The 12,619-nt window shown below is 64.3% G+C and carries 14 protein-coding genes; 6 read left to right on the top strand and 8 right to left on the bottom strand.

Going from position 1 to position 12,619, the window contains the following annotated elements; genetic code table 11:
• Positions 1-15 precede the first annotated feature (15 nt).
• Positions 16-1,011, bottom strand: coding sequence for a peptidoglycan-binding protein (locus tag Q0C42_RS06170; RefSeq protein ID WP_295073509.1), 996 nt, complete (start codon positions 1,009-1,011; stop codon positions 16-18).
• Positions 1,012-1,147: 136 nt separating this feature from the next.
• On the opposite strand from Q0C42_RS06170, the gene Q0C42_RS06165 reads away from it, so the two are divergent.
• Both Q0C42_RS06165 and Q0C42_RS06160 read left to right on the top strand, forming a co-directional pair.
• Complete coding sequence (locus Q0C42_RS06165; protein WP_295073506.1) at positions 1,148-1,540, top strand: DUF2177 family protein; 393 nt, start codon at positions 1,148-1,150, stop codon at positions 1,538-1,540.
• A gap of 108 nt (positions 1,541-1,648) precedes the next feature.
• Positions 1,649-1,975 (top strand): arsenate reductase family protein, encoded by a 327-nt coding sequence (locus Q0C42_RS06160; protein ID WP_295073503.1) that lies wholly within the window; start codon positions 1,649-1,651, stop codon positions 1,973-1,975.
• Here Q0C42_RS06160 and Q0C42_RS06155 read toward each other — a convergent pair.
• The 6 genes from Q0C42_RS06155 to thrS all read right to left on the bottom strand — a co-directional run bounded on the left by Q0C42_RS06155 (position 1,972) and on the right by thrS (position 6,926).
• Complete coding sequence (locus Q0C42_RS06155; protein WP_103256685.1) at positions 1,972-2,178, bottom strand: cold-shock protein; 207 nt, start codon at positions 2,176-2,178, stop codon at positions 1,972-1,974. The two genes, Q0C42_RS06160 and Q0C42_RS06155, sit on opposite strands and share 4 nt — an antisense overlap.
• Positions 2,179-2,313: 135 nt before the next feature.
• Positions 2,314-2,841 carry a DoxX family protein gene (locus Q0C42_RS06150; protein WP_295073498.1) on the bottom strand — a complete coding sequence of 176 codons (528 nt, stop codon included), beginning with the start codon at positions 2,839-2,841 and terminating at the stop codon, positions 2,314-2,316.
• On the bottom strand, positions 2,838-3,569 hold the full coding sequence (locus Q0C42_RS06145) for a DUF2063 domain-containing protein (RefSeq protein ID WP_295073494.1): 732 nt from the start codon (positions 3,567-3,569) through the stop codon (positions 2,838-2,840). Before Q0C42_RS06145 ends, Q0C42_RS06150 begins: the two co-directional genes overlap by 4 nt.
• A complete protein-coding gene (locus Q0C42_RS06140) occupies positions 3,566-4,414 on the bottom strand; it encodes a DUF692 domain-containing protein (protein WP_295073491.1) in 849 nt (282 codons plus the stop codon). The genes Q0C42_RS06145 and Q0C42_RS06140 overlap by 4 nt, the downstream gene beginning before the upstream one ends.
• A gap of 53 nt (positions 4,415-4,467) precedes the next feature.
• Positions 4,468-4,773: a DUF2282 domain-containing protein gene (locus tag Q0C42_RS06135; protein ID WP_295073488.1), complete on the bottom strand. Its 306-nt coding sequence runs from the start codon at positions 4,771-4,773 to the stop codon at positions 4,468-4,470.
• 206 nt (positions 4,774-4,979) lie between these two features.
• Positions 4,980-6,926, bottom strand: coding sequence for a threonine--tRNA ligase (thrS, locus tag Q0C42_RS06130; protein ID WP_295073485.1), 1,947 nt, complete (start codon positions 6,924-6,926; stop codon positions 4,980-4,982).
• Between the two features lie 162 nt (positions 6,927-7,088).
• Between thrS and Q0C42_RS06125 the strand changes: the two genes are divergently transcribed.
• Together Q0C42_RS06125 and Q0C42_RS06120 are read left to right on the top strand one after the other, a co-directional pair.
• Positions 7,089-7,886 carry an alpha/beta hydrolase gene (locus Q0C42_RS06125; RefSeq protein ID WP_295073482.1) on the top strand — a complete coding sequence of 266 codons (798 nt, stop codon included), beginning with the start codon at positions 7,089-7,091 and terminating at the stop codon, positions 7,884-7,886.
• A gap of 120 nt (positions 7,887-8,006) precedes the next feature.
• On the top strand, positions 8,007-8,726 hold the full coding sequence (locus Q0C42_RS06120) for an alpha/beta hydrolase (RefSeq protein ID WP_295073479.1): 720 nt from the start codon (positions 8,007-8,009) through the stop codon (positions 8,724-8,726).
• A gap of 80 nt (positions 8,727-8,806) precedes the next feature.
• On the opposite strand, the gene phaZ is transcribed toward Q0C42_RS06120, so the two are convergent.
• Positions 8,807-10,075: a polyhydroxyalkanoate depolymerase gene (phaZ, locus tag Q0C42_RS06115; RefSeq protein WP_295073476.1), complete on the bottom strand. Its 1,269-nt coding sequence runs from the start codon at positions 10,073-10,075 to the stop codon at positions 8,807-8,809.
• A gap of 96 nt (positions 10,076-10,171) precedes the next feature.
• On the opposite strand from phaZ, the gene Q0C42_RS06110 reads away from it, so the two are divergent.
• A complete protein-coding gene (locus Q0C42_RS06110) occupies positions 10,172-11,974 on the top strand; it encodes a class I poly(R)-hydroxyalkanoic acid synthase (RefSeq protein WP_295073473.1) in 1,803 nt (600 codons plus the stop codon).
• A gap of 158 nt (positions 11,975-12,132) precedes the next feature.
• The gene (locus Q0C42_RS06105) at positions 12,133-12,582 is read left to right on the top strand and encodes a Phasin (RefSeq protein ID WP_295073470.1); all 450 of its coding nucleotides are present in this window, start codon (positions 12,133-12,135) and stop codon (positions 12,580-12,582) included.
• Positions 12,583-12,619: the final 37 nt, after the last annotated feature.

Raw genomic sequence — 12,619 nt, 5'->3', positions numbered from 1 at the left:
CCACGTGCGGGCAGGTCAGCCGCCGGACTCGACCCGGATCAGCCGCACCTGGTCGGCCGTGAGGTACCCCGTCGCCGGCTCCCCCCCGTCCGCCTGCCACTCCGCGATGGCCCGCCGCGTGCCCGGCCCGAAGGACCCGTCGGTCCGCAGCGTATCGTAGCCCAGCCGCGTCAGCCGCCGCTGCAGGTCGACCCGTTCCGTCCGGGTCAGCTCCAGCAGGCTCTCCTCCAGCGCCGCCTCGTTGTCCGTCCCCGGAGTGGGAGCGGAGGACCCCGCCTGCTGCCGGATCAGCTTGACCTGCGCCGCCGTCACATACCCGGTCTGGGTCTGCCGGTTCGCCCGCTGCCACGACTTGATCGCCGTCCGCGTCTTCGCCCCCCAAAGCCCGTCCGCAACCCCGGTATCGAAGCCCAGTGCGGACAGCTGCCGCTGGATCTCCACCCGCTGCGCCCGCGTCAGCCGCAAGGCCGCCTCGCCAGCCACCGGGCTCGTCACGACCTCATCATCGTCATCCTCCGGCGGCGTCACCACCGCCCCCCGCAGCAGAACCCGCAACTGAGCCTCGGTCACATAGCCCGTCACCTTTTCCTCGCGGTCGCGCTGCCAGGTGGCGATCGCAGTCCGGGTGTTCCGGCCCCAGACTCCGTCAGTCCCGTAGGTCCGGTAGCCCTGCCGCGTCAGTTCACGCTGCACCGCGACCCGCTGCGAGAAGGTGATCCCCAGCCGCGCCTCGGCCTGCGCTGCCGAGGAGGCTTCCGCCGTGGCCCCCAGCCGCTCCAGCGCCCGCTCTGCGTTCACCCGGTAGGCACCCTTGGGATATTTCGCCAGGTAGTTGCGATACGCCGTGACCGTGTTCGCCTCCTGCGCGGCAAGATAGGCATTCTTGTCCAGTTCCTGCTGCAGCAGGGTCTGGGCGATTCCCCCGATCACGTCCTCGAGGTTCTGGGCCGCCACGGGGGGCGTCAGGCCAAGGCCGGCAATCAGGGCAAGCGGCAAAGTGAACGTCCGCATCGGATCATCCTTTCCAACAGACGCGGCCATGCATGGCCACGATTTGCTGTCATAACGCGTGGGACCGGCGATGGTTGCAAGCGGGCACTGGTCAGACGGCCCGGGAGTATTACCTTTTCCGCCGAAGGAGCCGCCAATGACCCTTACCCTTTACGCCGCGACCGCCGCCGTCTTCCTGATCCTGGACGCGATCATGCTGACCCTGGTGATGAAGCCGCTCTTCACGCGGCACATCGGGCCGCTTATGGCCGAGCCGATCCGCATTGCCCCTGCGGCCCTTTTCTACCTCGCCTATGTCGCGGGGCTGGTCTACCTGGTCTCGCTGCCAGCGCTGAAAACCGGCTCTCCGGTTGTCCTGCCAGCTTTGATCATCGGCCTGATGGCCTATGGCACCTACGAGTTCACCTCGTGGAGCATCATGAAGGACTGGCACTGGACGATGGTGGTGACCGACGTCACCTGGGGCGGGGTGCTCACGGCGTTTTCCGCATGGGCTGGCGTCACCATCACCCGGATGATCCACGGCTAAGGGGCTTTGCGGCCGCCGCGGACTTATGGTACCACCAAGAAAATCGCGCAGCCAAGTGGTTGAATTCATTGCGATGCAACGGACCGCGTCGGCGGACAGGGAGTTACCATGATCCTATACGGCATCTCCACTTGCGACACCTGCAAGAAGGCCCTCAAGACACTGGAACGGGCGGGCAAGGACGTGACGTTCCGCGACATCCGCAGCACCCCGCTGACGGAAAAGGAGGTCGACCGCATCGTCCAGGAATTCGGCGACCTCGCGGTGAACAAGCAGTCCACCACCTACCGCAGCTTCAACGATTTCCTGAAGGCGTCCGATCCCGAGGCGCAGATCATGGCTCAGCCGACCGTCATGAAGCGGCCGGTCATCCAGGATGGGGATCGCTGGTATCTGGGTTGGGACAGCGCGACCGAAGCCGCGCTGACCAGTTAGAGCAGACGCAGGTCGCCGGCCGACTGCTTGCCGTCGCGGCCCGATTGCAGTTCGTAGCCGATCTTCTGGTTGTCACTGAGCCCCTTCAACCCGGCACGCTCTACCGCAGAGATGTGGACGAACACGTCCTTGCCCCCGTCATCCGGCGCGATGAAACCGTAACCCTTGGTAGCGTTAAACCACTTCACGGTGCCTGTCGGCATTCCGCTTCTCCTCTCAGAACCCCCCGAGGCGCCATTGCCGCGAGCCGTGCCACCAGGTCTTCCAAGGCTTCGTGCAGAGAGCCGGGCAGGAAATCTGTCGTCACTGCGGCGATGATGCCAATGATTCTCTGAAAATCAAGCCGCAAGGCGAACAGGTTCAACCCCGAGGTACCGATCTGCCGACAGGGGCCCCGCGCCCTTGCACAACAAAATGGCAAGGAGCACCAGCCACAGGCCCCGCTGGTCCAGTATCAGCGCATCCGAGGCCCGGTCGAACCAGGCCCCGGCGTCAGCCCCGTGACCGTGGACATCCGTCAGGCTCTGGACCAGAACGAAGCCCATCATCCCCAGCGCCGCCAGCCGGGTGAGAAGCCCCAGCACGATCAGAATGGGCAGCAGGATTTCGGCATAGCCACCGGCAAGCACGACCAGATCGTGCCAGAAGGACAGGCCGGACGGGTCGTATCCCGCCGCCTCGAACGCCTTCGGGAAGATCTGCGCGTAGGCTCCGACCGACGGCGTGAAGGGACCGTCAAACTTGGTCAGGGCCGAAGCCAGGAAGTAGGCCAGAAGCACACCGCCGAAAACCAGCCGCGCGAGGCTTGGCAAGAGCCAGTCCCCGTGCCGGTCCAGGATGGCGATGGCGCGAAGATGAAGGATCATTCCCCTACTCCCACAATGGCGCGGCCGGAAATCAGAAGCCCGATGATCGCCGCAAGGTCCGGGCCCGGCCCGGCCAGATCCAGGCCTTCGCCAAGGGTGCAGCCCGACTGCAGGGCTGCGATGAAGGCGCCACCGCCAACCGGCAGCAGGTGCGGGCGCGGGTCGTAGTCCGGTCGCAGCACCAGCACATCCTCGGCACCTGGCCGGGGGGGCGGCCCGGCCTCGGCATGGGCCGCCCAGATCGACCAAATCGGCCAGCGCGACCGCACCAGTCGAAGCGAGGGCGCAAGCCGCAGCCGAAGGTCGGCGATGTCGCTGCCCAGCAACTTCTGGAACTCGGCTTCCGGCAAGGGTGCGCTGTCGGCCGCATGGTAGCTTTCGCGGATCGCCTGCTCTAACCGCGCCACGTCGGGCAGGTAGCCCAGATGCCGGGCTGGCGGGAACTGGTCCAGAAACGCCGGAAAATCTGCGCCATAAAGCATCATCACCCGCGTCCGGGGCGGATGTTCGCGGAGGAAGGCCCCCGCCATTGCCGCAAAGAACTCGGCCCCGACCAAGGCTTGCACGGTGGGAAACGCCGCTTCCAGCGTCCGGGTCAGCGACCCCACCACATTGTTGCGGTAGACCGCGAACCGCTTGGGCGCGGGGCGGCCCTGCGGACCCACCAGGCCCGGCGGCAGCGGCGCTTCGGGGTCCAGCAGGGCTTCGGCAAAACGGCGCTGGCTCATGTGACCGGCTCCAGGATCCGGGCTGCGCGGTCGGCTTCGGCCACCAGCACCGGCCAGTCGGGGACGTCATTGTCCCATTCGATCAGCGTCGGAAGCGGCCCCGCGCGGTCAATCACCTGCGCATACAAGGCCCAGACCGGGTCCACCACCTTGGTCCCGTGGCTGTCGATCAACAGCCGGTTGTCCTGATCGTCGCGATCCTCATCATGGCCGCCGAGATGCACCTCGCCCACTAGATGCAGCGGGAATGCGTCGATATACCCCAAGGCGTCGTAGTTCTGATTGACGGCAGAGATGTAGACGTTGTTCACGTCCAGAAGCAGGCCACAGCCCGTCCGCCGCGCCACTGCAGCCAGGAAATCGACCTCGGACAACGTGGTCTCGGCGAAAGCCAGATAGGTGGACGGGTTCTCCAGCAGCATCCGGCGGCCCAGCGCCTCTTGCACTTGGTCGATGTGGTCGCAGACGCGGGACAGGGTCTCGGGCGTGTAGGGCAGCGGCAGAAGGTCGTTCAGGAACGCCCCGTCATGCGTCGACCAGGCCAGATGCTCGGAAAAGCTGGCCGGGTTAAGTCCATCGCAAAGGTGCTTCAGCCGGGCGAGATGGTCGCGGCCCAAGGGTCCTTCACCGCCGATCGACAGACCGACCCCGTGGACCGAGATCGGGAAGCGTTCCGCCAGATGGCGCAACTGCGCCAGGGGGCGGCCCCCGGCACCCATGTAGTTCTCGGCATGGATCTCCAGCCAGCCCACCGGCCCTGCATCCTGCAGGATCGCGGGCAGGTGCTGCGGCTTGTAGCCCACGCCCGGTCTGGCGGGCAGCATGGTCAGCATCTGGTCAAGCATTCGGTCCCCCTGCGAAAGTGCCCCCCGGTCCCGAGGAACCGGGGGTTGGTCGATCAGGCCTGCGGCAGGTCCCGCTCCAGCGCGGTCAGCGAACCCTTGCGCGCCATCCCATCCTCGGCGCCCGGCAGTTCCATCGTCTCGCAGGTTCCGGCCGGGACCAGGGTCCAGGCGTTGCCCTGGTAGTCGACCTTCGAGGTCCCGGCGCAGGTGGTGCCTTCGCCCGCTGCGCAGTCGTTCTGACCGGCCAGCGACACGCCGAAGCACTTTTCGTTTTCCTGGGCATGGGCCATCCCGGCGATGCCCGACAGGGCCGTGGCCAGAGCGCCAGCGATGACGAGCGATTTGGATTGGTAGGTCATGTGAACATCCCTTCAGTTGGTTGAACTTGTATTCGACGTGTTGCTTCGGCCGCTTTCTGTGCGGCGCAAGATACAGTTCGGAGGAATGGGGATGAGATTACACCAGGGCGCGGACGCCCACGGTTTCGTGAAGTGTGTCACCAGGGACGAAACCAAAAAGCCCCGGCATGAACCGGGGCTTTTTATAGAAAAGTCAGCTGCTTAGGTCAATTTTCCGCAGGCGGCAGCGCCTCGAGGCCAAAGGTTTGCACGGCCTGATCAAAGGAAATCGTTTCAGTCCGCATCTCGCCCAGGCGGCGAACTGAAACAGTTCTCGCCTCCACCTCCTGCATCCCGATGGCCAGGATCACGGGAACTTTGCCCACCGAGTGCTCGCGGACCTTGTAGTTGATCTTCTCGTTGCGCACGTCCGCCTCGGCGCGGACGCCTGCCTTCTTCAGCGCTGCCACCACCTCGTGCACGAACGGATCGGCGTCCGAGACGATGGAAGCCACCACGACCTGACGCGGCGCCAGCCAGAACGGCAGTTTCCCCGCGTAGTTCTCCAGCAGGATACCGATGAACCGCTCGAACGATCCGAGCACGGCGCGGTGCAGCATGTAGGGCATGTGCTTTGCCCCATCCTCGCCGACATATTCCGCGCCCAGGCGATGCGGCAACTGCGCGTCCACCTGAAAGGTGCCGCACTGCCATTGCCGTCCGATGGCGTCGGTCAGCTTGAAGTCCAGCTTCGGCCCGTAGAACGCCCCGTCTCCCGGATTGATCTCGTAGGCCAGACCCAGCGAGTTGATCGCGCCTTCCAGCGCGCCCTCGACCTTGTCCCACTGCTCGTCGGTGCCGATCCGGACCTCGGGGCGGGTGGAAAGCTTGATCTCGAAACGGTCGAAGCCAAGGTCCTTGTAGACCGACGACAGAAGCCGGATGAACCCGGCGCATTCGGCCTCGATCTGGTCTTCCGTGCAGAAGATATGCGCGTCGTCCTGTGTAAAGCCGCGGACCCGCATAAGGCCATGCATCGAGCCAGACGACTCATACCGGTGGCACGACCCGAACTCCGCCAGCCGCAAGGGCAGGTCGCGGTAGGACTTGAGGCCCTGGTTGAACACCTGCACATGGCAGGGGCAGTTCATCGGCTTCAGCGCGTTGATGCGCTTTTCCTTGGCGCCCTCTTCGTCAACCTCCACGATGAACATGTTCTCGCGGTAGGCCTCCCAATGGCCCGACTTCTCCCACAGCACCCGGTCCACGACCTGCGGCGTCTTGATTTCCTTGTAGCCCGCGCTGCGGAGACGACCGCGCATGTAATCCTCAAGCTGGCGGTAGATCGTCCAGCCGTTCGGATGCCAGAACACCATGCCCGGCGCTTCTTCCTGCAGATGGAACAGCTCCATCTCGCGGCCGAGCTTGCGGTGGTCGCGTTTGGCGGCCTCCTCTAGCATCGTCAGATGCGCCTTCAGGTCATCGCGGTTCTTGAAGGCAACGCCGTAGATGCGCTGGAGCATGGGACGCGAGGCGTCACCCAGCCAGTAGGCCCCCGCCACATGCGTCAGCTTGAACGCATCCGCCGGAACCTGCCCGGTGTGCTGCAGATGTGGCCCCCGGCACAGGTCCTGCCAGTCGCCATGCCAGTACATCCGCAGATCCTGATCTTCCGGGATGCGGTCGATCAGCTCCAGCTTGAAGGGTTCGCCCCGGCCCCGGTAGTACTCAACGGCCCGTGCCCGCTCCCACACTTCCGTCCGCACCGGATCGCGCGCGTTGATGATTTGCTTCATCCGCGCTTCGATCTGGCCCAGATCCTCGGGCGTGAACGGCTCCTCCCGGTCGAAGTCGTAGAACCAGCCGTAATCCCGCACCGGCCCGATGGTGACCTTCACCTCCGGCCAGATTTCCTGCACCGCCCGCGCCATGATGTGCGCAAGGTCGTGCCGGATCAGTTCCAAAGCCGGAGCGTCGTCCTTCATCGTGTTCAGCGCGATGGTGGCGTCGCCCGGGATCGGCCAGGCCAGATCCCAGTGGTTGCCGTTGACCTGCGCCGAGATCGACGCCTTGGCCAGCGACGGCGCAATGCTCGCCGCAACTTCGGCAGGCGTTACCCCGGCCGGATACTGGCGGATGTTGCCGTCGGGAAATGTCAGTGAAATCTGGCTCATGTGCCTGATCCTCGTCAGTTTGGCGCCTACGAAACGCCCGGTTGCGGGTTATGTCGGCGGTTTCTGCCCCCGCGCCCCGGCGAAGTCAAGCCATGCGCGGTTCTTCGCCCGCCGGTTGCGGCGGCCCTCACACAACCGCCTTCGGCTTGCTATCTTCCCCCCATGACAACCTTTCTCACCACCCCGCAAGGCCGCCACATCGCCTACCACCAGACCCCCGGCAAAGGCCCGGGTGTGGTCTTTCTGGGCGGTTTCCGCTCTGACATGTCCGGCTCGAAGGCCCAGGCGTTGCAAGCCTGGGCCGAGGCGAACGGCCGCGCCTTCCTGCGCTTCGACTACTCCGGCCACGGCCAGTCGCACGGCGCCTTTGTCGACGGTGCGATCACCGACTGGCGCGAAGACGCGGCTGCGGTGATCGACGTCCTGACCGAAGGCCCGCAGATCCTCGTCGGCTCGTCCATGGGCGGCTGGATCTCGCTCCTTCTTGCCCGCGACATGGCAAGCCGGGTCGGCGGCTTCGTCGGCATCGCGGCGGCCCCCGATTTCACTGAACGCATGTGGGAAGCCGAGTTCACGCTTGCCGAACGCACCACCCTCCTTGAGGACGGACTGTTTCTGCGCCCTTCCGACTATTCCGACGAGCCATATCCGATCACCTTGCGCCTGATCGAGGACGGGCGGCAGAATCTGGTGATGAACGGGCCTTTGCACCTGCCCGTCCCGGTGCGCCTGCTGCAAGGCAGCGCCGACACCGACGTGCCGCCGACGATTGCCATCTCGCTGTTCCACCAGATCTCCAGTCCCGACTTGCGGCTGACGCTGGTCAAGGACGCCGACCACCGCTTCTCGACCCCGCCCTGCCTGGCGATGATCACCGAGGCCATCGACGACGTGATCCGCGCCCGCGAGGCGCTGCCGGTCGAGGAAAGCCCGGGCTTGAAGGTTTCGAACATCCGATGAGTTTGGCGGCAGTCCAAGAACTTTGGATTTCAGTTTGAATCCAGCCCCTTATCCGTTACGCTTGCAGTCCAGGCAACGCCGATACTTGTCAAAACCCTGCGCAGAAGGCCCGCCGTTGTTGTGAGTGAACCAGTCGTCATGATCCCGGGCTTCATGGCCGATGCGCGCAGCTTCATGCCGCAGATCGCGCGGCTGGGGGCGGACCGCCCGGTCATCCTGCTGACCCCGGGTCTGGGCGAGACGGTCGAGAAGATCGCCGCCGACGTTGTCCCGCATCTGCCCCCGCGCTTTGCGCTGGTGGCACACGGTCTTGGCGGCAACATCGCCATCGAGCTTCTGCGCAAGCGCGCCGAGGCGGTCAGCCGTGTCGTCCTGATTGCGACCGACCCGCTGCCCGAAACGCCACAGCTTGCTGCCGAGCAGGAGGCGCTTCTGGTCGCCGCCAAGACGGGCCACCTTGCAGCCTGCATGGCGCAGATGCTGCCCCCGACCGCGCTGCATGACGCGCCCTGGCGCGACGAGGTCATGGCGCTGGTGATGGATATGGCGGAAAACCTGGGGCCCGAACAGTTCCAGCGGCACTTGCGGGTGCTGCAGCGCCGTCCCGATCAGCAGAAGACCCTGCGCAAGGTCCATGTGCCGACGATGATCATCGCCGGAGAAAGCGACACCTTGGTCCCGCGCCGCCGGGCCGAGTTCCTTGCCGCGATGATGCCGCAAGGCTGTCTGGAGGTGATTGCCGAAGCCGGTCACCTGCCGCAGTTGGAACAGCCCGAGGCGGTGACGAAGGTTCTGGAAACCTTTCTGTCCGGCCGCTTGCCGACGCTGATGCTCAGGTAGCTTTCACCCGTTCTGCGTGAACATGGAAAGCGTCCCCCAAAAAAGGGACGCCATCACCCGAAATGCAGGTCAGGAAAGGGCTACTGCGCCGAAGCCAGCGCGATTTTCGCCTTCGGCTTGCCCGCGGCCTTGTCGATGAAGTTCAGCACCAGCGGCCGGATGTTCAACCGCCAGCTCTTGCCCGCGAAGATACCGTAGTGGCCCGCGCCCGGCTCCAGATGCTGGCCCTTCTTGTCGTCCGACAAGCCGGTCAGCAAATTCAGGGCAGCCACGCACTGGCCCGGCGCGGAAATATCGTCGTTCGCGCCCTCGACCGTCATGACCGAAACCTTGGTGATAGCGCCCATGTCCACTTTGCGGCCCGCCACCACGAACTCGTTCGTGGCGATCTCGCGGTTCTTGAAGATGCGCTCGACCGTCGACAGGTAGAACTCCGCCGTCATGTCCATCACGGCCAGGTATTCGTCGTAAAAGCGGTTGTGCGCGTCATGGTCCGACGCCTCGCCGCGGGCGGCCCGCATGATCTGTTCCGAGAACGCCTTGCCGTGGCGTTCGGCGTTCATGGTGATGAAGCTTTGCAGCTGCAGAAGACCGGGATAGACCAACCGCCCCGCGCCCTTGTGCTTGAAGCCGACCCGCTGGATCGCCAGATGCTCCAGCTGGCCCATCGTGACACGGCGACCGAAATCGGTCACCTCGGTCGCGGCGGCATCGGGATCGACCGGCCCGCCGATCAAGACCAGCGAGCGTGGCTGTGCGTCGGGGTCTTCGGCGGCCAGATAGGCCGTGGCGGCAAGGGTCAGCGGCACTGGCTGGCAAACCGCGATGACATTCGTCTCGGGGCCCATGACCTTCATGAACTCGGCGAGGTAGAGCGTGTAATCCTCGACATCGAACTTGCCGGCGCTGACCGGGATATCCCGCGCATTGTGCCAGTCGGTGACATAGACATCCGCGTCCGGCAGCAGCGACGCGACCGTGGACCGCAACAGCGTTGCATAGTGCCCCGACATCGGAGCGACCAGCAGCACCTTGCGTGCCATCGGCGACCGGCGGCGCACGAAGAACTGCACCAGGTTGCCGAAGGGTTTCTCGACGATGTTCTTCACGTCGACCAGATGGTCCTGCCCGTCCGGCCCGACGATCGACCGGATGCCCCAGTCGGGTTTCGCGATCATGCGGCTGAAGGTCCGTTCCGTCACTTCGCCCCAGGCGGCCATCATGGGCAGCATCGGGTTCATCGACATCGCGAACGCCGGGTAACTGGCAAAAGCCCTGGCAGAGGCGCCCAACCACTCATTCGTGTTACGGGCGCTTTCCATCAGGTCATAGGTGAACATATACTTCATCACGTCTCCTTGCCCCGGGCGGGCGGATGTCGCATGGCGGGGCAGGGTTCGCACCGTTATGCTGCACAGCGGCGACGATAGGGGGGAATGGTTAGCATGACAACAGAAGACAGCACCCCCGGTTCCAAAGTCGTAGACCTCGAACGCGCCGAGCGGCTGAATGCCAACCTCGCGAAGGTCGACGAGTTGTCAAAGCGCCTGACCGCAGCGATGACCCATCGCCGCCAGGTCGACCCCTCGCTGCATGGTCCCGCGCCCGACGTCTACATGAAGGCCGCCGCCGCCTACTTCGCCGAAATGGTCTCGAACCCGGCGCGCGTGGTCGAGCATCAGGTCAACTACTGGGGCAAGACGCTGAAGCATTACGTCGAGGCGCAGCAGATTCTGGCCAAGGGCGAGTTCAAGGCCCCGCCGGATCCGAACCCCAAGGACCGCCGCTTCCAGAACCCCCTGTGGGAGTCGCATCCGTTCTTCAACTACCTCAAGCAACAGTACCAGATGAACTCCGAGGCGATCAGCACGGCTGTCGGAGACATGGAAAGCCTGGACCCGGCGGATCGTCAGCGGGTGGAGTATTTCACCAAGCAGATCGTCGACATGTTCTCACCGACCAATTTCCTTGGCACCAACCCCGAGGCGCTGGAAAAGGCCGTGGAAACCGATGGCGAAAGCCTCGTTCATGGCCTGGAAAATCTGGTCCGCGACATCGAATCGAACCAGGGCGATCTTCTGGTGACGCTTGCCGACCGTGAGGCCTTCCACGTCGGCCAGAACATCGCCACCACCCCTGGTGAGGTCGTCTACCGCAACAAGATGCTGGAGCTGATCCAGTACACCCCCACCACCGAAAAGGTCCACAAGACCCCGCTTCTGATCTTTCCGCCCTGGATCAACAAGTTCTACGTGATGGACCTCAAGCCCGCGAATTCGCTGATCAAGTGGATCGTGGACCAGGGTTTCACCCTGTTTGTCGTCTCCTGGGTCAACCCCGACGCCTCCTACGCCGGGACCGCGATGGACGACTACATCCGCGACGGCTACCTGAGGGCAATGGCCGAAGTTCGCCGCATCACCGGCGAAAAGCAGATCAACGCGGTCGGCTACTGCATCGCCGGGACCACCCTGGGCCTGACCCTGGCGCACCTGCAGAAAGCCGGCGACGAGACGGTCAAGACCGCCACCTTCTTCACCACGCTCACCGACTTCTCCGACCCGGGCGAAGTCGGCGTCTTCCTCAACGACGATTTCGTCGACGGGATCGAGCGGCAGACCGAACGCGACGGCATCCTGTCCAAGCACTTCATGAGCAAGACCTTCTCTTACCTGCGCTCGAACGACCTGATCTACACCCCCGCCATCAAGTCCTACATGCTGGGCGAGGCACCGCCCGCCTTCGACCTGCTGTACTGGAACGGCGACGGTACCAACCTGCCCGCAAAGATGGCTGTCGAATACCTGCGCGGCCTCTGCCAGGGCGACGGCTTCGCCAAGGGCCAATTCCAGGTCTTCGGCCACCCCGTCAGCCTGGCCGACATCAAGCTCCCCGTCTGCGCCATCGCCTGCGAGACCGACCACATCGCCCACTGGAAGGGCTCCTTCAACGGCGTCAAGCAGATGGGGTCCAAGGACAAGACCTTCCTTCTTTCCCAATCCGGCCACATCGCCGGGATCATCAACCCGCCCTCGAAGGACAAGTACGGCCACTACACCAACGAGGCCCCCGTCGCGGGCGACCCCGAGGCCTGGTTCGCCTCCGCGACCTTCAACAAGGGCAGCTGGTGGCCCCGCTGGGCCAAGTGGCTGGCAGGCAACTCCGGCCCGATGATTCCGGCGCGAAAACCGGCCGATTCGCTGGCCCCTGCCCCGGGCACCTATGTCGTGGCCCAGCCGCATCTCTGACATTTCACCCGCTTTCCGCAGGGTTAACCCCGCGCAACTCGGGGTTTTGCTGCATTGCAGAAAAGGACTTGAAATGCTGCACTGCAGCACGTATATCTCCGTCATCAGGAAACGGGCCGATCCTTCCCTCCCCCCTCGCTGGCCCCATGGAGAATGACATGACCAAGACCCCGGATTTCGCCAAGACCATGCAGGACATGATGGCTTCGTTCCCGGTTGACGCTTCCGCGTTCCAGAACGCGTTCAAGACCCAGGCTGCCTTCGCCGAGAAGTTCTCGAAAGTCGCGATCGAAGCCGCTGAAAAGTCGACCGAGATCTCGGCCAAGTGGACCAAGGACGCGCTGGCCAAGGTTGGCGACATTGCCAAAGCCAAGTCCGAACCGACCGACTACACCAAGTCGATGAGCGATTTCGCTTCGGCCGCTGCCGAAATGGCTGCCGAGAACTTGGCCGCCTTCGCTGAAGTCGCCAAGAAAGTGCAGATGGAAACCGTCGAGCTGATGCTCGCCGCTGGCAAGGACATGTCGGAAGACGCGACCGCCGCCGTCAAGAAAGCGACCAACGAAGTGACCAGCGTCGCCAAGAAAGCCGCTGCAGCTGCGAAGTAATTCGTAACGAGTTCGGCGTCCCTCAGACGCCCTGTAA

Source organism: Tabrizicola sp., from assembly GCF_022842145.1.
Classification (GTDB): Bacteria; Pseudomonadota; Alphaproteobacteria; order Rhodobacterales; family Rhodobacteraceae; genus Tabrizicola.
This window is presented reverse-complemented; position numbering and strand designations above follow the sequence as displayed.

Coding starts and splice junctions, on each gene's coding strand:
- Q0C42_RS06170 (WP_295073509.1), bottom strand. CDS start 1,011: ATGCGGACGTTCACTTTGCCGCTTGCCCTGATTGCCGGCCTTGGCCTG.
- Q0C42_RS06165 (WP_295073506.1), top strand. CDS start 1,148: ATGACCCTTACCCTTTACGCCGCGACCGCCGCCGTCTTCCTGATCCTG.
- Q0C42_RS06160 (WP_295073503.1), top strand. CDS start 1,649: ATGATCCTATACGGCATCTCCACTTGCGACACCTGCAAGAAGGCCCTC.
- Q0C42_RS06155 (WP_103256685.1), bottom strand. CDS start 2,178: ATGCCGACAGGCACCGTGAAGTGGTTTAACGCTACCAAGGGTTACGGT.
- Q0C42_RS06150 (WP_295073498.1), bottom strand. CDS start 2,841: ATGATCCTTCATCTTCGCGCCATCGCCATCCTGGACCGGCACGGGGAC.
- Q0C42_RS06145 (WP_295073494.1), bottom strand. CDS start 3,569: ATGAGCCAGCGCCGTTTTGCCGAAGCCCTGCTGGACCCCGAAGCGCCG.
- Q0C42_RS06140 (WP_295073491.1), bottom strand. CDS start 4,414: ATGCTTGACCAGATGCTGACCATGCTGCCCGCCAGACCGGGCGTGGGC.
- Q0C42_RS06135 (WP_295073488.1), bottom strand. CDS start 4,773: ATGACCTACCAATCCAAATCGCTCGTCATCGCTGGCGCTCTGGCCACG.
- thrS (WP_295073485.1), bottom strand. CDS start 6,926: ATGAGCCAGATTTCACTGACATTTCCCGACGGCAACATCCGCCAGTAT.
- Q0C42_RS06125 (WP_295073482.1), top strand. CDS start 7,089: ATGACAACCTTTCTCACCACCCCGCAAGGCCGCCACATCGCCTACCAC.
- phaZ (WP_295073476.1), bottom strand. CDS start 10,075: ATGAAGTATATGTTCACCTATGACCTGATGGAAAGCGCCCGTAACACG.
- Q0C42_RS06110 (WP_295073473.1), top strand. CDS start 10,172: ATGACAACAGAAGACAGCACCCCCGGTTCCAAAGTCGTAGACCTCGAA.
- Q0C42_RS06105 (WP_295073470.1), top strand. CDS start 12,133: ATGACCAAGACCCCGGATTTCGCCAAGACCATGCAGGACATGATGGCT.